General features: G+C 35.2%; 9 protein-coding genes. All 9 read left to right on the top strand.

What is annotated here, in order from left to right; all coding sequences use genetic code 11:
* Positions 1–45: 45 nt before the first annotated feature.
* Positions 46–2,832 carry an alpha-L-rhamnosidase gene (locus tag FUA22_RS06615; RefSeq protein ID WP_147767107.1) on the top strand — a complete coding sequence of 929 codons (2,787 nt, stop codon included), beginning with the start codon at positions 46–48 and terminating at the stop codon, positions 2,830–2,832.
* A complete protein-coding gene (locus FUA22_RS06620) occupies positions 2,825–5,602 on the top strand; it encodes an alpha-L-rhamnosidase (protein WP_241664771.1) in 2,778 nt (925 codons plus the stop codon). Before FUA22_RS06615 ends, FUA22_RS06620 begins: the two co-directional genes overlap by 8 nt.
* A gap of 243 nt (positions 5,603–5,845) precedes the next feature.
* Positions 5,846–8,875, top strand: a complete 3,030-nt coding sequence (locus FUA22_RS06625; protein WP_147767108.1) for a sugar-binding domain-containing protein — start codon at positions 5,846–5,848, stop codon at positions 8,873–8,875.
* A gap of 199 nt (positions 8,876–9,074) precedes the next feature.
* Positions 9,075–10,460: a sugar porter family MFS transporter gene (locus FUA22_RS06630; protein ID WP_147767109.1), complete on the top strand. Its 1,386-nt coding sequence runs from the start codon at positions 9,075–9,077 to the stop codon at positions 10,458–10,460.
* 71 nt (positions 10,461–10,531) lie between these two features.
* Complete coding sequence (locus FUA22_RS06635) at positions 10,532–13,864, top strand: DUF5107 domain-containing protein (RefSeq protein WP_147767110.1); 3,333 nt, start codon at positions 10,532–10,534, stop codon at positions 13,862–13,864.
* 4 nt (positions 13,865–13,868) lie between these two features.
* A complete protein-coding gene (locus FUA22_RS06640) occupies positions 13,869–16,175 on the top strand; it encodes a glycoside hydrolase family 78 protein (RefSeq protein ID WP_147767111.1) in 2,307 nt (768 codons plus the stop codon).
* Between the two features lie 430 nt (positions 16,176–16,605).
* Positions 16,606–19,452, top strand: coding sequence for a glycoside hydrolase family 2 TIM barrel-domain containing protein (locus tag FUA22_RS06645; protein ID WP_147767112.1), 2,847 nt, complete (start codon positions 16,606–16,608; stop codon positions 19,450–19,452).
* A gap of 109 nt (positions 19,453–19,561) precedes the next feature.
* Entirely contained in the window at positions 19,562–20,983 is a 1,422-nt protein-coding gene (locus FUA22_RS06650; RefSeq protein WP_147767113.1) for a BNR-4 repeat-containing protein, read from the top strand.
* Between the two features lie 21 nt (positions 20,984–21,004).
* Complete coding sequence (locus FUA22_RS06655; RefSeq protein WP_147767114.1) at positions 21,005–22,339, top strand: sulfatase-like hydrolase/transferase; 1,335 nt, start codon at positions 21,005–21,007, stop codon at positions 22,337–22,339.
* Positions 22,340–22,374: the final 35 nt, after the last annotated feature.

The raw sequence follows: 22,374 nt of genomic DNA on the forward strand, positions 1-22,374 counted from the left end.
AAATTTATAATCTAAATCAGTAGTAGATTACGTTTTCGATAACCAATGAAGATTCGATATTTATTTTTAACAATTAGTTTTTTTACACTTACATTTTTAAGTTCATGTAATACATCTCAAACACTTAAACCTAAGGCTCTTACAATATCCGAAGGTTTTAAAAATCCTTTAGGGTTTTATAATTCAAAACCAACTTTTTCTTGGAAACTACCTGTTTCAGTAAAAACTAAATGGCAATCTGCTTACCAAGTAATTGTAGCATCTTCAATAGAATTGTTACCAAACAATCCTGATTTATGGGATTCTAAAAAACAATTAAACTCACAATCAACTTTTGTAAATTATCAAGGTGAAGCATTAAAGTCACGTCAAAAAGTATTTTGGCAAGTGCGCTTTTGGAATCAAGATGATACTATTTCTGAGTGGAGCGATATAAACACTTTTGAATTAGGCTTACTTAATAATTCCGATTGGAAGTCTAAATGGACAGGTATAGATACGGCAAAAGATAGCATTAAAGGTGTTCGTGAATTTTTAATGCACAAACCACAATATTTAAGAAAAGGATTCGAGTTGTCTTCGGATGTGGCTTCGGCAAGGTTGTACATTACCGCTAAAGGGGTTTTTGATGTACATTTAAATGGAAAAGATATAAGTGACGATGTGATGCCTCCGGGGTGGACACCCTATAATCATCGTATAGAAACAATTACTTACGATGTTACAAAATTTTTAGAAACAGGTAAAAATGTAATAGCAGTAGAATTAGCTTCAGGTTGGCATTCCGGAAGAATTAGTAGAGGTAGAGCACTTTACGAAAATTTTGCTTCACCTAAATTATTATGTCAGCTAGAAATAACGATGAAGGACGGTACTCAAAAAACCATTGTATCAGATAAAAGTTGGAAAGGAACAACAAATGGTCCGATTAGATTAGCAAGTATCTATGATGGCGAAGTTTATGATGCGAATTTCAAAATGCCTAATTGGGATAATTCTCAATTTAATGATACATCTTGGGATGCTGTTGAAGTAGAAGAGATAGATGATGAAGTAAAGTTAGAGCCAAAACGTCATAGCAGCGTAAAGAATAAAACAGTTATTAATGATACAGAAATAGTTTCAGAAGAAGATAATTTAGTTGTTTTCAATTTAAAACAAAATATGGTAGGTGTACCAAAAATTAAAGTTCCCATGAAAAAAGGCGATACTTTAAAAATTAGATTTTCTGAGATGTTGTTATCAGATAATAGATTTTACACCAAAAATTATCGTTCAGCACATTCTACAGATTATTATATAGCCTCTAAAGATGGATTAATAGAGTACTTGCCAAAATTCACATTTCACGGGTTTCAGTTCGTAGAATTAAGCGGATTTGATAAACAGGCTAAACCTCATTCAAGTTGGGTACAGGGAATAGTACAACATTCCAATTTTGAATCTTATGGAACATTCACTTCATCTCATGATAAATTGAATCAACTTCAAAGTAATATTACTTGGGGGTTGCGTGATAACTTTTTTGATATTCCTACTGATTGTCCGCAACGTGATGAACGTTTGGGATGGACAGGAGATGCACAAGTCATTGCACCAACAGCTTTATTTAATTATGATACCCATGCCTTTTGGACTGCTTGGTTACAGAGTCTTAGAGAAAATCAGTCTGAACACAAAAATGGTTTGGTACCTTTTATAGTGCCAGATGTACTGCAAAACAAAAACGGAGGTTCTGGTTGGGGTGATGCCTGTGTTATTATTCCTTGGGATATTTATAATATAACAGGTGATATAACAGTACTTGAAGAGAGTTATGAATCAGCAAGAAAATGGGTTGGGTACTATCAATCTAAAGTTAAAAAGAAAGCTTATATACCAATAATGCATTCTTTTGGAGATTGGTTACAACCTTACCCTTCTAAAAGCTTGAAAAGAGGAAATAGAGGTGATACACCAAAGGAATTAATTAATACCGCTTTTTTTGCACATTCGGCACATTTAATATCCAAAATTGCTGGTGTTTTAGGTAAAACAGATGATGAAAAAAAATATAAAGATCTGTATAAAGACATAGCCAATGCTTTTGAAAATGAATTCTTTGATGAAAACGCTAGGTTTAAGCAGGAAAGACAAACACAAACAAGTTATTTGTTAGGAATATATTTCGATTTATTTAAAGCTGAAACCAAACTAAAAGCACAGATCCACTTGCTTGAAGAAATTAAGAATGCCGATTATCATTTAGGTACAGGCTTTTTAGGCACACCAATTTTACCAAAGGTTTTAGATGATATGGGTGAAATTGATTTGATGTATAAAATACTTTTTAAAGAAACCTACCCCTCATGGTTCTATTCCATTAATCAAGGAGCCACTACCATGTGGGAACGTTGGAACAGTTACAGTAAAGCCGAGGGATATAACCCACAAAGTATGAACAGTCTTAATCATTATGCATACGGAGCTATCGGACAATGGATGTACGAGCGTATAGCTGGATTAGCATCTTTAGAACCGGGATACAAGAAAATAAGAATTGCACCAATACCAAACACAAGTTTTTTAAATGCTGCAGCTGCAACAGTAAATACCACTTTTGGTGAAGCATCGTCTTCATGGAAGGTAGAAAACAATATGTTTTATCTTGATGTGGTAATTCCACCAAATACCACAGCAGAAATTAGTTTACCTACTAGTGATGTTTCAGATTTAATGTTAAACGGGCAGGTATTTAAAGAAGATTCAGACTTAAAAATGATAGGTTCAAACAAAATTTTGGCTAAGGCCGGTACATATAAATTTCAAACAAAATTTCAGATAAATGATTAACAGATTCACTTTAAAAAATATGCTAAGACTATTTGTGTTAATGGTCGCTTTCAGTCAGATGTCCTGTTCAGAAAAAGAAACCTTAAATTCTGCAGAAAACCTAACAATTTCTGAAGGGTTTAAAAATCCATTAGGGTTTTATGATGCTAACCCTACTTTTTCATGGCAATTACCTGTATCTGAATTAAATAAAAGTCAATCGGCTTATCAAATTGTAGTGGCAAGTAGCCCTGATTTGTTACCTAATAATGCAGATTTATGGAATTCAGAAAAGCAAGAAACTAATCAATCTGTATGGATTAAATATGATGGTAAGCCTTTAGCATCTCGCCAAAAGGCATATTGGCAAATAAAATATTGGAACCAAGATGATGAAGTGTCCCAATGGAGTGAAGTCAATCATTTTGAATTAGGCTTATTAAAAAATAGCGATTGGAAAGCTAAATGGGTTGGCTTAGATACAGCTAAAGATAGTATAAGAGGACGAGGAAAAGTACTCATACATAAACCTCAATATTTAAGAAAAGGTTTTGAGCTATCTAATGATATAGCTTCTGCACGATTATATATTACATCAAAAGGCGTTTTTGATGTTTCCATAAATGGAGAAAATGTTTCAGATGATGCTATGTCACCAGGGTTTACAACGTATGATAAGCGCATAGAAACACTAACATATGATGTAACCAATTTAATAGAATCTGGACAAAACACCATTGGTGTTGAACTGGCTTCTGGTTGGTATTCAGGGCGTTTACTATGGGGAACAACCCCATGGGATAATACAATTTCACCAAAAGTATTAGCTCAGTTGGAAATGACAATGAAGGATGGTACAAAAGAAGTGATTGTTTCCGATAAAGGTTGGAAGGGAATGACAAACGGTCCGCTACAATTCGCGGAAATATATGATGGTGAAATTTATAACGCGAATAAGGAAATGCCTAATTGGACAACTAATAATTTTGATGATAAAGATTGGGCAAAAGTTGAAGAGGCAGAAATTGATAATCAGATTCAGCTTGAGCCTAAACGTCATAAAACCGTTCAGAATAAAATTGAATTAACACCTCAGGTCATAACAGAGAAAGATGGTGCAGTAATTTTTGATTTAAAGCAAAATATGGTGGGTGTGCCTATGGTAAATGTACCCATGAAAAAAGGGGATACCCTTAAAATTAGATTTGCAGAAATGCTGTCGCCAGATGGTACTTTTTATACTAAAAATTATAGAAGCGCACATTCTACAGATTATTATATAGCTGCTAAAGATGGAGACATTAGCTATATGCCTAAATTTACCTTTCACGGTTTTAGGTTTGTTGAATTAAGTGGGTTTGATACTTCAAAAGAACCTGTTAAAAATTGGGTAACTGGTATTGTACAATATTCAGATTTTGATGATAACGGTAGGTTTACATCTTCGCATGATAAATTAAACCAGCTACAAAGTAACATTGTTTGGGGCTTACGAGGTAATTTTTTAGATATCCCAACAGATTGCCCGCAACGTAATGAGCGTTTGGGGTGGACTGGTGATGCTCAAGTATTTGGTCCAACGTCTATGTTTAATGCAGATGTGTATAGTTTTTGGGCCAGTTGGTTACAAAGTGTACGTGAAGCACAACTTGAAAATGGTGCTATACCTTGGACGGTTCCAGATTCCCGAGGTAATAAAATAGCAAGCTCGGGATGGGGCGATGTTTGTACCATTATTCCATGGAAAATTTATATGAGAACTGGCGATATTGGCTTTTTAGAAGACAATTTTGCTATGATGAAAGATTGGGTAGCTCATCACGAACTAAAATCAAAAAACTACATTTCTAATATGATGTCTTTTTCAGATTGGTTACAACCACATCCAGAAAATGGAGATACTAAAGGCGACACATCTCGTAATTTGATTGGAACTGCATTTTTTGCACATTCAGCTAAATTAACTGCACAAACGGCCCAAGTACTGGGGGAAAATGAAGAACAAGCTAAGTATGAAGCTTTATACAAAACTGTGGCCAAGGCATTTGACGAGAAATATTTTGATGAAACTGGAAAAGTAAAAGGCGTTACCGAAACACAAACGTCTTATTTATTGGCGTTGGCGTTCGATTTATTGCCAGAAAGTAAGCAAAAAAATGCGCAAGCTAATTTGTTAAGAAAGTTAAAAGATGCCGATAACCATTTGCGTACTGGCTTTTTAGGTACGCCCTTACTATCACAAGTTTTAGATGACATGGGTGAAATAGATTTAATATATAAACTGTTGTTTAATGAAACCTATCCGTCTTGGTTTTATTCTATTAACCAAGGGGCTACCACGATTTGGGAACGTTGGAATAGTTATAGCAAAAAGGAAGGCTTCAACCCTATGAACATGAATAGTTTAAATCATTATGCCTATGGAGCTATTGGTGAATGGATGTATGAGCGTATTGGAGGTATTGCACCTTTAGAAGCAGGTTATAAGGTTATTAGGATAGCTCCAGAGCCGCGGGAACAACTAAAGTCAGCATCTGCAAGTTTAAACACACCTTACGGAAAAGTATCTAGCGCATGGGAAACGGAAAACGGAGCGTTTAAATTAAGCATTATTGTTCCTCCCAACACTTCGTCAAAAGTAGTATTTCCAGAAATAGTTGCAAATGAAATATTGTTGAATGGCGTTTCTTTAAAGGATAATCCAGATATAGAATTATTGAATACCGAAGGAAACCATGTTGAAGTATTGACTCAACCCGGAACTTACAGCTTCATATCAAAAATTAAATAAATAAGGTCTAACGAAATATAATAGAATAATTCTATTTTTTAAAGCTAATTATTAACACAAATAAGTTGTAATAAGGAGGTTAAAATAGAATTGAATTATGCAGTTGCTAATCAATTAGATGTGAAGCTCCTAAAGCTTTATTTAAGTAATTATTATAAAGGAAACTACAGGATACCACAGGATTATTTTAGGGATATTTAAATCTATGTTTGTTTAATCATGTTTTAGACATTCTAATCTTAAATGAAGAAGCCCTTTTTAATCCTGTTATTAGTAGTCTGCGTATACTCGTCTTATGCACAACGTATCACAACCAATTTTAATAATAATTGGCAGTTTACTTTAGAAGATAATGCTTCATTTTCAAAAGAAAATTTTGATTCTTCTTCTTGGGAAACATTAAATGTACCTCACGATTGGTCCTTTGAAAAAGGTGTTAGAAAAGGCGGAGACCAAGGGCAAGGTGGTGGCTATCATGATGGAGGAATAGGTTGGTATAGAAAAACGTTTAGCGTAGAAAAAGAAAGTCTTTCAAAAACTACATACATCAATTTTGATGGAGTGTATATGAATAGCGAAGTTTGGGTAAATGGAAACTATTTAGCTAAAAGGCCTTATGGTTACATAAGTTTTAGATATGATATTTCTAAATATTTAAAAGCAGGTAAAAATAATATTGCAGTAAGAGTAGATAATAGTTTAGAGCCCTCTGCACGTTGGTATCACCCGTGTGGCATTTATGCTGCTGTGAAGTTGATAGAAGTAAACCCTGTTCATTTTAAACCCAACACCATTTTTGTAACCACGCCTTTAATTGAAAGCCAAAAAGCGATTGTAAATATTGATGCCGAAGTTACAAGTCCTCAAAAAGGGTTAAAATATAAAGTTATCTTGTATTCTCCAGATGGGAAAGAACTAGATAAAAACTGTGAGAAATTAAAAATAGTAAACCCAAGTATTCAATTAGAAGTTAATAACCCAAAATTATGGAGTCCTGAAACACCAAACCTATATAAGGCGGTTACCCTAATTTTAGATGGTAAAAAAGTAATTGATGAAGTTGAAACCACGTTTGGTTTTAAAACTGTGGAATGGAAAACTGAAACTGGATTTTGGTTAAATGAAGAAAATGTAAAATTAAAGGGTGTTTGTGAACATTGGGAAGGCGGTCCTGTTGGAGGTGCATGGACAAAACCTATGTTACGTTGGAAATTACAAGCCCTGAAAGATATGGGAATTAATGCCATTCGTCCGTCTCACAACCCAACGCCACCCATGTTTTATGACATCTGTGATGAAATAGGATTGTTGGTTATGGATGAAATTTTTGACGGTTGGCATAAAAAGGCACCCCAAGATTATGGCAAACAAGCTTTTGATGAGTGGTGGCAACGAGATGTTAAAGAATGGATAACTAGAGACAGAAATCACCCAAGTATTTTTGTGTGGAGTTTAGGCAATGAAACCCATAGTGATGTAGCGCCAGAATTAGTAGGATATGGTAAAAAGTTAGACCCCACAAGGTTATTTACATCGGGTGCAGGAAATCCAGAAGATATGGATATTCAAGGTGTTAATGGAGGATCTGAAACGAGGTCTTTTATAGAAAATAAGAGTTTTGACAAACCATTTATTTCTACCGAAGCGCCCCATACTTGGCAAACAAGAGGCTACTATAGAACACAGACTTGGTGGCGTGATAATGAATTACCAGGAACTTATGAACTGCCAAATTTAACTGAGAAAGAAATATTTTTCTACGAAGGTATTAACCCTAAAAACTGGAGAAATAGAAAACAACGGTTTAATTCGTCTTATGACAATGCCACAGTGCGTGTGTCGGCAAGAAAATATTGGGAGGTTATGCGTGATACGCCTTGGCATAGTGGACATTTCCGTTGGACGGGGTTTGATTATTATGGAGAAGCTGGTTTAGTTCATGGTGGATTACCTTTCAATTTATTCATGGGAGGCGCTTTAGACGTAGCTGGATTTAAAAAGGATTTATTTCATTTCTATCGAAGTCAATGGACCAAAGAAACCATGATTCATATGTTACCACATTGGACGCATCCTAGAATGAAAAAAGGAACCGTAATTCCGGTTTGGGTATATTCTAATGCAGAAGAAGTGGAGTTGTTCTTAAACGGAACATCTTTAGGTAAAGACAAACCAGGAACCATTTGGAATGAAATGCAATGCGAATGGATGGTGCCATATGAAGCCGGTACTTTAGAAGCTGTTGCTTACATTGACGGTAAGGAAGTTAAGCGTACTTCATTTACTACTGCAAAACGACCTTCAAAATTAAAAACAACCATAGATAAATTAGAAGCTGAAGAAAGTTTTACCACAAGCTATATTGTCACTTCAGAAGGATTAGATGCTTATGATAATCTATATCCATATGGAGAAAGCAAAGTTTATTATAAGATTCAAGGTGACGTAAAGAAAATTTCTATGGAAAATGGAAGTCCTATTGACCCTACAAGTAGAACTACATCTGATTTTAGAGCTTTGTTTTTCGGTAAAACAAGACTGTTTTTAAGAGAGCAACCAAATGCCCAAAAGGCGTCAATAATTACCGCTTCAATATTAGGAGATAAGGCCTTGTATACATCAAATATAATTACAATAGATGCTAAACAAATCTCAATTTTAGGTAAAAATTCATCTTCAGATTTAAATATATTTTATACCCTTAATGGAGACAATCCTGAAACAGATGGTGTCCTTTACAAAAAAGCTTTTGAAATTACAGACGGAACTACTGTAAAAGCCATTATAAAACAAAATGGAACGTTAATGTTACGAATGGAAGAAACTTTCGGGAAAAATGAAGGCTTGTTCTGGGGAGATGAACACTCTGCAGATATGTGGATAGGTAGAGGTGTTAATATTTCTGCCGAAGAAGGTGTTCTGGAAGGGGCAGCTAAAGTAAGCGATGATGCGCACCGATATAAAGGTAGTGGTTTCGTGAAGTTTGATGGAAATGAAGGTGCAGTTACCTTTTATCAAGAAAATGATGGCGAGATGGGTGATTATAGTATTCGTTTTAGATATATGCACAATAATGAAGGGCAGTTGCATCCTATGAAATTATATGTTAATGATGAATATATAAGAACACTTGAATTTAAGCCTACTGGAGGCTGGGAAAAGGAATGGAAATTTGTACCAACCATTATAACATTAAAGGCAGGGGCTAATAATATAAAGTTAGAAACAGTTGGAGAAAGTGGGCCTTTTATTGATGAGTTGTTTATTGATTAAGTTTATGGATACATTTATTACAATTATAATAGTGTTGCTAGTAGTTAACGTTCTACTTATAAAATTTAGTTGCAATAAAGATTAAAAGAATTAAATTGAATATACCAGAATTGAGGTAGTAATTCATTAAAATCGTTAGATGTATTCATCATTTTAGTTGTAAGGAGATTTAGAAAAGAAGTATGATTCATTAATTGATATGAAAACAATAAACACAAAATACATTTACATGATTTCCATTGTTTCGGCCATGGGCGGATTGCTTTTTGGGTATGATTGGGTTGTCATTGGTGGAGCAAAACCATTTTATGAGCAGTTTTTTCATATTTCTGAATCGGCTGAATTGCAGGGGTGGGCTATGAGTTGTGCACTTGTAGGTTGCCTAATGGGAGCAATTGTTTCTGGTATTTTTAGTGATAAGTATGGGCGTAAACGCCTTTTAATGGTTTCTGCATCCCTTTTCTTACTATCTGCCATTGGTACTGGAGCATCATATACGTTTAATACATTTATAATTTATCGAATAATTGGTGGTGTTGGTATTGGTTTGGCTTCAAATTTATCACCTATGTATATTGCTGAAATATCTCCCGCAGCTTTTAGAGGTAAGTTTGTATCCTTGAATCAATTGACTATTGTTATAGGTATCTTGCTAGCCCAAATAGTGAACTGGCAAATTGCTCAACCTGTACCAGAAGGAATTTCAGATAGCGAATTGTTAAATTCATGGAATGGTCAATATGCTTGGCGTTGGATGTTTTGGGCGGAAGCCATTCCAGCTGGACTTTTCTTTTTATTTATGTTTTTTGTGCCAGAGAGCCCAAGGTGGTTGGCAATACGAGGAAATGAGTTTAAAGTAAAAAATATACTTACTAAGGTAGGAGGTGCTAGTTATGCCAATAATGAGTATGCAAATATATTAGCATCAATAAATGCAAACACATCAGCTTTTAAAATAAAAGAGCTTTTCCAACCTGGTATTCGCAAAATATTACTGATCGGTGTTGTGTTGGCGGCATTTCAACAATGGTGTGGTATCAATGTAATATTTAATTATGCCGAAGAAGTATTTAAGGCGGCTGGTTATGGTGTTTCTGATACTTTATTTAATATTGTAATAACCGGGAGTGTAAATTTAATTTTCACATTTATAGCCATTTTCACAGTAGATAAATGGGGGCGTAAATATCTTATGCAATTAGGAGCAGTTGGTTTGTTTGGTATATATGCACTTATGGGTACAGGTTATTATTTTCAAATATCTGGTTGGCCTTTGTTACTACTAGTCGTATTAGCAATTGCTTGTTATGCTATGTCTTTAGCACCAGTAACATGGGTAATTCTATCGGAAGTTTTTCCAAACCGGATGCGTGGTGCTGCTATGGCTGTAGCTACCGTATCGCTGTGGTTAGCTAGTTTTTTACTAACGTATACTTTTCCATTGCTTAATTGGGCATTGGGAGCATCTGGTACTTTCTGGCTATATGGAATAATTTGTTTATTCGGATTCTTATTTATTCGTAAAATGTTACCCGAAACAAAAGGAAAAACACTTGAGGAAATTGAACGAGAAATAACCAAATAATATTCGTTCAAAAGGAAAGTACCTCTAGAATATAGTTCAATTATGATGTGCAATAGCTTTCGATATTAAATATGAGTAAAAAAGTAAAAGCAGCTTTAAAATCAATTAATATACCGACTTATAAATTAGGAAAACCTGAAGTTAATCCAGTTTTTTTTGAAAAAAGAGTGTATCAAGGTTCTTCAGGAAAAGTATATCCAGTCCCTTTTATTGATAAGGTTTTTGACACTAAATCAGACCAGGCATACAATTCGGCCATTCTTGAAAATGACTTTGTAAAGTTGGTAATGTTACCAGAGATTGGTGGGCGTATTTTCGAAGCACAAGATAAAACCAATAACGATTATAATTTTTTTTATCAGCAAAAAGTAATCAAACCTGCATTGGTAGGTTTGGCGGGTCCTTGGATTAGTGGAGGAGTAGAGTTTAATTGGCCGCAGCACCATCGACCTGGAACTTACTTGCCCACAGATGTGCATATTGAAGAGGAAGAAGATGGAGCACGAACCATATGGATGTCTGAATATGATCCTATAAATCGCTTAAAAGGTATGCACGGAATCCGTTTGAGACCGGATAGCTCACTTATTGAATTAAGAGGTAGATTGTTTAACCGAACTCCGCTTACACAAACCTTTTTATGGTGGGCCAATGTTGCTGTTGAGGTTCATGATAATTACGAAAGCTTTTTTCCTGAAGATGTAAATTATGTAGCAGACCATGCGGTTAGAGCAATGAGTAGCTTCCCCAATGCCGAAAATGATTATTATGGTATCCCTTATCATAAGAGAAAGGGTAAAAACGATTTACGTAAATACGCAAACATTCCTGTGCCAACGAGTTATATGGTTTGTGATACTGAATTTAATTTTTTCGGAGGATATGATCACAATACAAAAGGAGGTTTTGTACATGTGGCAAATAGACATATTGCGCCGGGTAAAAAACAGTGGACATGGGGTAATGATACATTCGGTAAAGCATGGGATAAAGAACTTACAGATGAAGGAGGCCCTTATTTTGAATTAATGGCTGGTGTTTATACTGATAATCAACCTGATTTTGCCTATTTATTACCTTATGAGACAAAAACTTTTTCACAGTTTTGGTGGAGCTATAAAAATCTAGGTCCGGTTCAAAATGCAAATAAAGATGTGGCTATACGTTTAAAAGTGAATAAGGACTTTAGTTTAGATCTAGGAATTGCGGGTAGTAAAAAGTTTGAAGGATTAACTTTGGTGCTTCAGTTTGGTAGTGAGAAAAAATCATTTGAAAATATTAGCATAACTCCCGATGCACCTTGGCAGGACAATACCCTTAGAATTGATGTTTCTCACGCAGAAAATATATCAGCGGTAGTATTTGATCATACAGGAAGTGTTTTAATATCTTATGAAATAAAAGAACTTTCAAAAGAGAAAAATCGTAAGGTTGCTTTTGAGCCTAAGCAGCCTAATGAAGTAAAGAGTGCTAATGAACTTGAATTGATTGGTGAGCATTTGGAATTGTACAGGCATCCTACTCGTTATCCAGAACCTTATTGGGAAGCTGCTATAGAAAAAGATGCATATAGTTATAAATCACATATTGCCTTAGGTCGTTCCTACATAAAGAAAGGGCAGTTTTCGCTAGCCGAAAAGTATCTAAAACAGGCCATAGAAATAATATCAACGTATCACCCAAATCCGGCAAGCGGAGAGTCTCATTATTTTTGTGGTTTGGCATGTACATATCAGAATAAACTAGACGAAGCCTATACTTATTTTTACAAAGCCACTTGGAATTATGAGTGGAGGGGATCTGCTTATTATCAACTAGGATTACTAGATTGTAAAAAACATAATTTTGATGAGGCGTTAGCGCATATAGAAGCTTCGCTAGATACCAATAGACAAAATAACAAAGCACAGATTGTTAAAGCGATTGTTCAGAGTAAATTAGGTAAACCAAATGAAGCGGAACAAATACTTGCGGAATTAGCAAAAACCGATGCGCTTGATCAATGGGCAAACTTTCAATTGGGTTTATTTAGAAATGATTTGAGCAACTTCATTAAATCATCAAGAAATGATGCTCAAACAATAATAGATATAGCTTTTGATTACGCCGAAGGCGGATTTTATGATGAAACCATTCAACTTATTAAGACACACTATGAATATCCTGTTGCCGAAACTGCAGTGCCTAATCCAATGGGGCATTCATCAATGGTGCAGTATATATGGTCATGGTTATACAGTCAAAAAGGAGAGGATGCAATGGCAACCGAAAAACTAATTAAGGCAACATCTCAAAATGATAATTATTTTTTTCCTTCACGTATTTACGAACAAATCGTACTGGAATGGGCTATGAAACAAACCATGGATGCATCATTGGCAGCTTATGGTTTAGGAAATTATTATTTTAATCTTAAGCGTCATCAGGATGCCATAAAAATATGGGAAGTTGCTGCACAGAATAATTGTACCAATGCAACCTTGTATCGTAATTTGGGTATAGCCTATTGGAATTCAATTCATGATGGAGAACGGGCGCGTGAGGCATTCGTTAAAGCAATAGAGCTAGCTCCTTCAGATATGCGCATTCAATATGAGTATGATCAACTACGCAAAAAAATGAATGATAGTCCGTCAGATCGTTTAAAGGGCTTAGAAAAAATTAAAAAGCAATTGGTTCAACGTGATGATTTCTGTGTAGAGTTAGCTTCTCTTTACAATTTTGAAGGCAAATATGACCAAGTCATCGCTTTATTAAACAGTAGAAATTTTCATCCATGGGAAGGTGGAGAAGGCCAAGTGTTGAAACAATATTCAAATGCCTGCTGGCACAAAGGTATAGAAGAATTGAGTAAAGCTAATGCACAAAAGGCTTTAACATATTTTAAAATGTCATTAGATACACCTGATAATCTAGGAGAAAAAATACACCCTTTGCAAGCTAAAGCACATATTAACTATTTAAAGGGTATAGCCTTACTAGATTTAGGTAGAGAAGATGAAGCTATTAGGTGCTTTGAAGCAAGTGCTAACGAAGAAGGTGATTTTATTGATATGGCGGTAAGTGCCTATTCCGAACTCTCATATTATAGTGCCTTGTCTTTAAGAAAACTAAAACAGGAAGCACAGTGTATTGAGATGTTAAACAATATGAAGCATTACGGATTAAATAAGTTGAAGGAAGAGGCTTGTATAGATTATTTTGCTACGTCTTTGCCTTTATTGCTTGTGTTTGAAGATAACTTGCAACTAGGGAATACAGTTGATGCTATGTTTTTAATAGCATTGTCTGAATATGGTTTAGGAAACAAAAAAGAAGCATGTAAACTTTCCAAGGAAATACTTTCTTTAAATGCTGCACATGTGGGTGCAAAAGATTTGATTAATGAATTAAAACAAAAATAACATCATGAAGAATATAGTAATTTATCTATGGTGTTTGTGCTCTGCAGCTCAAGCCATTCAAGTAAAAGACTTAAAGTGTGAGTCACAAAGTAACCCAACTGGAATAACTTTGCCTAGACCATCTTTTAGCTGGACTTTTGTTGGGAACGATATTAGCCAAGAACAGGGAGGTTTTCGAATTATGATGGCAACAAGTATTGAGAAATTAAAGTACCCAGATATTTGGGATACAGGGCCAACTAGCAAGTCAGAGACAGGTCCATACCAATATTTAGGGGAACCCTTAAAACCTGGACAAAAAGTATATTGGAGAGTTACTGTATGGGGCAATAATCGCGGCGTGAGTCATAGCGAACCCGCTTGGTTTGAAATGGGAGACATTATAAATCCAGAAAAAGCTTTTGAACCACCGGTTTTTGAACAAGAGGATGGTGTAGTAAAAATCACTCTAAATCCTAAAGATGAAGGGCGAACCTTTGAAGGTATAGGGGGTGTAAGTGCAGGAGCTTCAACCGATTTGTTGTACGATTATAAAGATCCATACCGAGACCATATTCTCGATATTCTTTTTAAACCTAAATTTGGTGCGGGCTTTCAGCATTTAAAAGTCGAATTAGGTGGTGGTGAAAACTCTACTTGTGGTTCTGAACCATCGCATGCCATTACGCGTGAAGAGTTAAAGAATCCTGTTTCAAGAGGTTATGAGTTTTGGTTTATGAAAGCTGCTAAAGACAGAAACCCTAAAATGATTTTGGAATATTTGCCTTGGAGTTTTCCAGGGTATTTAAAACCTAATATTTATACTAAAGAGTCTGCGGAGTATTTTGTTACGTTCCTTGATGTAGCAAAAAGAGATTGGGATTTAGATATTGATTGGGTAGCAGCAGCAGAGAACGAAAACTATACCGATCGTGATTGGTTGGTAAATGAAGTACGTCCTATGTTAGATGCAAGGGGCTATGAAAACGTTAAGATTCAAGGTCCTGATGATAATAGTGGTGACTGGCAGATATTTGAAGAACTTGAAAAAGACCCCGAATTTGATAAAGTGATTGAGGCTGTGGGGTATCATTACGTAACGGGGAGAGAGTTCACAGAAGATATGGTAGATGGTCGTGGGCGACCAACAACAGCAAAGGCCAAAGCATCAGGTACTCCGTTATGGGCAAGTGAAGATTGGAGCTGGACGGGTAAGGATTGGGGTGGAGCTGGGGCTCTGAATTTAGCGCGCATATACAACAAGTTTTATATAAGAGATAAAATAACCAAAACACTAATTTGGGCACCTATAGGTTCCATTTATAAATCGGTAACCTGGGATAAAGCAGGAGCCATGAAAGCCAATAGTCCTTGGAGTGGCTATTATGAAGTATGGCCAACTATTTGGGCTACTGCTCATACCACACAATTTACAGAAGCTAATGATTGGCAATATTTAGATGATGCTTGTGGATTGTTTGATGCGTCAACTTATAAAGGTAGCTGTGTAACCATGAAAGATAAAAATAGTTCAGACTGGAGTATGATTATCTGTACCGAGGAACCTGAAATTATTGAGGTGGCTATTGAAAAAGGCTTGTCTAATGGCCTTGTGTATGTTTGGAAATCTAGTGAGAAGGACCAGTTTATACAGCTTGAAAGTATAAAGCCAAAGAAAGGTGTATTCAGAATTAAACTTGACCCTAAATGTATTTATTCGTTAACAACTACAACAGGTCAACAAAAAGGACAATACAGCATACCTGAAGAAACGCCATTTCCATTTCCATATAAAGAAGATTATGAGGATCGTAAAGTTGGTGATTTACCAAAATACCATTCTGATCAAACTGGTAGTTTTGAAATCGTCCAAAAAGAAGATGGGACCAATTGTTTAAAGCAAATAAATCCGGAGCAAGGTTATGATTGGATGCGCGTGTACCGCCGTTCAAATATAAAACCTAACACTTTGGTTGGAGATGTAACATGGTCGAACTTTACCTGTAGTGTAGACGTTTTTATAGAAGGTGGTAACGTGGAACTAGGCGGTCGTGTTCAAGGAAGTTATTTGAAAGGTTATAGGTTTATGCTTGAAAAAAATGGAAATTGGACACTAGGTTTTGATAAACAGACCCTAGCAAAAGGGAGTATTGAAAATTTTGACGCCAATATTTGGCATAAATTGAAATTGACATTCAAGGACAGGGAAATAGAAGCTTTCGTGGATGGTCATGCTATAACAAAAGTTAGTCATGATAAAAAGTCTGGTTATGTTATGTTAGGAAGCTCTTATGATGGTAATTTGTTTGATAATCTTGAGGTAACTCCATAATAGAAGACACTTTTTGATGAAGTTTTAATGCAAGCAGATATGAATCATAAACCCTTTTATTAGAGTGAATCCGTCAGATTATATGATAGGGTCTCATTCATTAATAAATATGTTTATTAGGTGAATCCGAAATCATACAAATGCCGTTGAAAATGAATTGTCTTCGAAATCCTTTACCTTTTTATATTTGGTTATAATTCGTTCATATCCGATAGAGTCAACTTACTCATATTTTAGCAAATAGTACAGGATAGTTTTACTAAAAAACCAAACTAAATTCGATACTTCGGTTATAAAAGTATTGAATGAGCAGAACAGTGTTAAAAAAAAATCTTAAAATTTCAATAGAATAAAAAACTTACCCATTTGGTTGTTATGACCTTTTAAGAAAATATGCTAAAAGTGAAGTGTTTAAAGTGAAACATCAAAAATGAAGAACTGTAAAACTATAGTTTATCTTATTCTGGTTCAATTTTTCACCTTTGGAAATTTAAGTGCCCAAACAAAAACCTATCTTTCAGGAACTTACGCCAACACCGCTATAGACTGGGAATTTAAAATGTCTGAAGGTAGAAATAGTGGCTATTGGACCACCATACCCGTACCATCTAATTGGGAAACTAAAGGCTTTGGATATTATACTTATGGTAAAGACCATAAAGATTATAAAACGAAACCTGAAATTGGTTTTTATCGTTATAATTTTAAATTCAATTTAAAATTAGACAAACGTTATTTTATTGTTTTTCAGGGTGCCATGACTGAAACTACAGTAACTTTAAATGGAAAACAAGTTGGAGACACCCATATAGGTGGTTTTACAGAATTTAAACATGAAGTAACAGATTTTTTAAAATCGGGAGACAACCTTTTAGAAGTTCAAGTTTTAAAACCAGCAACACATCCGCAAGTTGTAAAAGCAGAACGTATCGCAGACTATTGGCTGTTTGGAGGTATTTTTAGACCTGTTTATATTGAAGAGTTACCAGTAAATTTTATAGATCGCGTAGCTATTGATGCCCAAATGAATGGGGATTTTTTCATGGATGTTTTTACAGATATATCAAAAGGAAATCTCATGCTTGAGGCACAAGTTTATGATGCCAACCACGAAAAAATAGGCAAACCATTTACTTCAAAGTTAAAGAACAGCAAAACCAGATTGAGTTCAACTTTTAAGGAGGTACGGTTATGGTCTCATGAATACCCAAACCTTTATTGCGTTGAGGTTTGCTTAAAATCAAAAAAGCGAACATTACATAAGTTTGAACAAAAATTTGGGTTCCGAACATTTGATGTTAGAGACCATGATGGTTTTTATTTAAATGGCAAACGGGTATTGTTAAAAGGTGCAAACATGCATAGTTTTAGACCAGAAACGGGACGTACTTTAACCAAGCAAGATATGCTCGATAATATAAAGTTGATGCAAGACATGAACTTTAATACCGTACGTATTTGCCATTACCCGCCCGATTCAGAATTTCTAGACCTTTGTGATTCGTTAGGACTAATGGCAATGGACGAATTACCGGGTTGGAGACATCCGTACCCCGATGATATTGGTGAAAAAATCGTAAAAGAATTAGTAATAAGAGATGTTAATCACCCATCGGTTGTACTTTGGAGTAATGGCAACCACTTAGCCCATAACCCAAAGTTTGATGAAGATTTTTTTAAATGGGATATACAAAAACGCCGCCCTTTAAAAAACGAAACCAAAACAGGTGATATATATAAGGATTACTCTCCTGATTTTGATATTGTAAAAACGAATTTTTATCCAGGGTATGATTTATTAAAACAACGTTTATTTGAAGAAAATCATATTGTGCTACCAAATGAGGCTTTACATGCACTTTATGACGGAGGTGGAGGTGCTAATTTAAAAACCTATTGGGATGCCATTGAAATGTCTAAAGTTGGTGGCGGCTTGATGATTTGGGCACTTTTTGACGAAGGTTTGAGAAGAACGGATATGAACAACCAGCCGTTTCATCAAGGTAATAATGCTCCAGATGGTATTGTTGGTCCAAATTCAGAAAAAGACGGCAGTTTTTATGCTGTTAGAGAAATATGGTCGCCGGTAATCATTGAGGAAGATGAAATTGCATCAAATTTTAATGGCGAATTAACCATTCAGAATAAATTCGATTTTGTGAATTTAAAGGAATGTGAAATCCGATGGAAATTAATTGCTTTCGAAACACCTAACACATCGGCATCAGGATATAGAACTGTGGTATCCAATAAAATTGTCTCGCCTGATGTTGCGCCAAATACTACAGGACAGATAAGGATAGATTTACCACAAAATCAACCTAAATTCGACGCATTAGTTATTGAAGTATTTGAGAATAAAGGACTTTTAGTTTATGAGAAACGATTAATGCTAGAAAAGGAGTCAGTTTTCTTTCAAACTTCAAGAAGTAATACAGTAAAACAAGATAAAAATAATCCGTTCCTTTTTTATTTAGGAACCACCACTGTTTTATTTAATGAGGCTAGCGGTGTGTTAAAAAAAGTAGCAGTAAAAGGAAAGGAAACGAGTATTAAAAATTTTCCCTTTATCAATCTAAAACGAGCCGATACATTGAAAGTAGAGCATATAGTTTATAAAGAGCAAAGGGCTTCGGTGAAAAAAGAAAATGAAAATTTTATTATTGAAAATCATAATTGTAATGGTTTTGATACTATAAAATGGACTATTAAACCATCGGGAGAATTAAGATTGGATTATAAATATACCCCACAAGAAGGAGCATATGAATATGTAGGAGTAGGTATGGAAATAAATGCCCAAGCGGTTAAGAGTAAACGGTGGTTAGGCAAAGGGCCAGCAAGAATTTGGAAGAACCGGACCCAAGGAGGTCTTTATGATGTGTATGCGGTTGATAAGTTAATTAATATTCCAGGACAAGTTTATAATCAACCTGAGTTTGAAGGCTGTTTTGGGCCTTGGAAATGGGCTGAGTTTCATATAGAAGATAACCTTTCAATAGGTTTTCGAAATAATAGCGATGTTATTTTAGGGGTATTAAACCCCGTAAATGGGAAGGACCCTAAAATGGCTGCATGGGAATATCCAAAGAAAGAAGGTTTTTACTTCTTTAATGGTATTCCGGCGGTAGGTTCAAAATGGAAAAGGCCAACAGAATTTGGACCTGATGCGCAACCGAATAAAATAAATACATCTTTATCAGGTTCGGTGTCCTTATTTGTTAATTGGAATAATGCTGAAAACAATAATAATACTTTTAAAATATCAATAGAATAAAAAGTTTACTTGATTGGTTGTTGAAAATGCGCAAAAAGGAAGCGGTTTTATCGAAAATTAATCAACAAAGCTCTGTATTAAGATAAAGTTTTTAAAATAATCAGTATCAATGATTCAAAAGCAATACATAATTAAAATCTTCCTTTGTTTAATCATATTTGGCTGTAAGTCTAATAAAAAAGACTTTCAAAGTAATGATGAACCAGAGCAAATGGTTGACTACTTTGCAGATAACGGCTTCGGTAATGCCGTCGCCATTGTACAGCATCCATCAGGTGTTTATCACAAAGGCATTACCTACGTAGCCTACCAGGGCGCTTTGGAAGATCCTTATGTGGCTTCATACAATCATGAAACTAAAGAGTGGAAAGGGCCTTTCAAAGTTGGTATTAGTGAAATGGGTAAAGACCCAAATCGCAAGAAAAAGATTGACAATCATGGTAAACCTGCCGTTCTTATTGATGATGAAGGCTTTATACATATTGCTTTTGGTGGTCATGGAGGAACACCCGAAGATGGTAAAAACCCCTTAGGGAATCATCATTATGGCAAAAATTTACATGCGGTTTCTAAAAAACCTTTAGATATTTCTCAGTGGGAAACATTGGATAACATTTCGTTATTTGGAACGTATAGTCAGTTTATAAAAATGGATAATGGAGACATTTATCTGTTTTATCGCCATGGTGCCCACAGAAGTAACTGGGTGTACCAAAAATCAACTGATAATGGCAGTACTTTTGGTACGCCAGTTTCCTTTTTGAAACATAAACGTAGAACAGATATTGAAGCCGAAGATTCTTGGTATCCTTGGGTGAGTAGAGGCAATAGAGAAGATATCATTGTAGCATTTGACTACCATATTTGTAGAGATAAAAATAATGCTCAAGACGCACGGGGTCATATTCCAGAAAGACACAACCTATATTATATGGTTTTTGATACAAAAATGGGTGTTTGGAAAAATGTTAAAAATGAACCTTTAGCAATGCCTTTAACTAAAGAATTAGCTGATGAAAAAGCCTTGGTAAGCACGATAGCTGAGGATTGGACCTTTCAAGCTATAACAGATGTAGACTCAAACGGAAATCCACATGTTGGAGTGTTGATTGGTGCTGATGTAGGCGGAAACAGAAGTGGTCCTAAAGGCATACAACTTTTTAGATGGGATGGACAAGCATGGTTAAAAAGTATGAATTCTAATCTTCCAATCGGAAATGGAGATTTAGAAGTAAAATCAGCAAAAGAAGTAAGTATATATTTAGAAAGTGAAACTGATGGTGATACTTCAGAAATAAGTAGATGGGACAGCTTTGATGGAGGCAATTCGTTTGTGAAAGGATCTGTTTTGTTAAATCGTGAAAAATCCGGTTTTGTGATTTCTGCTCTTATAGATAATCCCCATCCAGATGCTAGACTTATTGTAGGTGAAAAAGAGCCAGGAACAGATTTTAGAAAAATGTACCTTCTGGGAGATAATGGACCCATTCAGCGTTTAAAAAGCGAAGCAAAAGTTTTAAAAAAAAAGTAATAAAATAATAAATCCAAGACAATGAATAAATTAAGCAAACTAGGCTATTCAATAATCCTAGTTATTTGTTTCTCCTGCGGAAATAAAACCAAAACAGCACAAGCAGAAACTCAAGAAAGTGAAGAAGCAAATCAGCCACCAAATATTGTATTCATCCTATCAGATGACCAATCATGGACAGACTATGGCTTTATGGGTGATGAGAACATAGAAACACCACGTTTAGATAAATTTGCTTCCGAGAGTTTAACCTTTCAAAGAGGCTATGTACCAACTTCTTTATGCTCTCCATCTTTAGCGACTATTATAACAGGATTATACCCAAAAGACCATGGTGTTTTAGGAAACGATAGAGTACTTCAGGGGAATAAAGGAGAAAATAGAAAAGAATGGCGAGCAAAAAACTACCAGCCAGTAATCGATAATTTTGTTGGCTTAAATACGCTACCAGATTTATTGAAAGACAAAGGGTATTTATCATTTCAAACCGGTAAGTGGTGGATAGGAAATCATAAAAACGGCGGTTTTGATGATGGTATGACTCATGGGAACCCAAATAGAGGAGGGCGTCATGGTGATTATGGTTTGGAAATAGGACGAAAAGGAATGGATACTTTAAGGACCTATGTGGATGTAGCTTTAAAAGAAAAAAAGCCATTCTTTATGTGGTACGCACCCTTTTTACCACATAGACCTCATAATCCTCCGCAGCGTTTATTTGATAAATACAAGAAAAAAACGGAGTCTGAACATCTTGCCAAATATTGGGCCATGTGTGAATGGTTTGATGAAACTTGTGGTGAGTTATTTGATATTATTGATGACAAGGGGCTAACTGAAAACACCTTGTTTGTTTATGTATGTGATAATGGTTGGGTTCAAAACCCGGATGAAAGTGGCTATATGAAACAATCAAAACGTGCACCTTATGATTTAGGAATGCGTACACCAATCATGTATAAATGGGCTGGAAAAATAAAACCTAATATGGATACTAAAACCGTTGTTAGTAGTATTGATATGGTGCCAACGGTTTTAAGTTTGTTAGATATTGAAAAACCAAAAGCGTTACCAGGAATTGATGTTTTAGATGAAGAACAACTAAATAACCGTGAGGTAATTTTTGGAGAAATTTATGCACATGATTTTGATACCGTAGAGTCTAGCATGTTTTACAATATAGCAATTGCACCACCTTATAAATTGATAGTTCCAGATGCGGTTAGAAAAGCTAAAGAGAAAATTCAGTTATTCAATATTGATGAAGACCCTTTTGAGAAAAATAATATAGCTAAAAATAAACCAGAAATTGTAAAAGATTTACAGGATAAGATTACTGACTTTAGAGCCCAATAGAGCTGCAAATTCCAGTAATTAAATTAAAGCATAAA

Origin of the sequence: Seonamhaeicola maritimus, assembly GCF_008056315.1 — a bacterium.
GTDB classification, from domain to species: Bacteria; Bacteroidota; Bacteroidia; order Flavobacteriales; family Flavobacteriaceae; genus Seonamhaeicola; species Seonamhaeicola maritimus.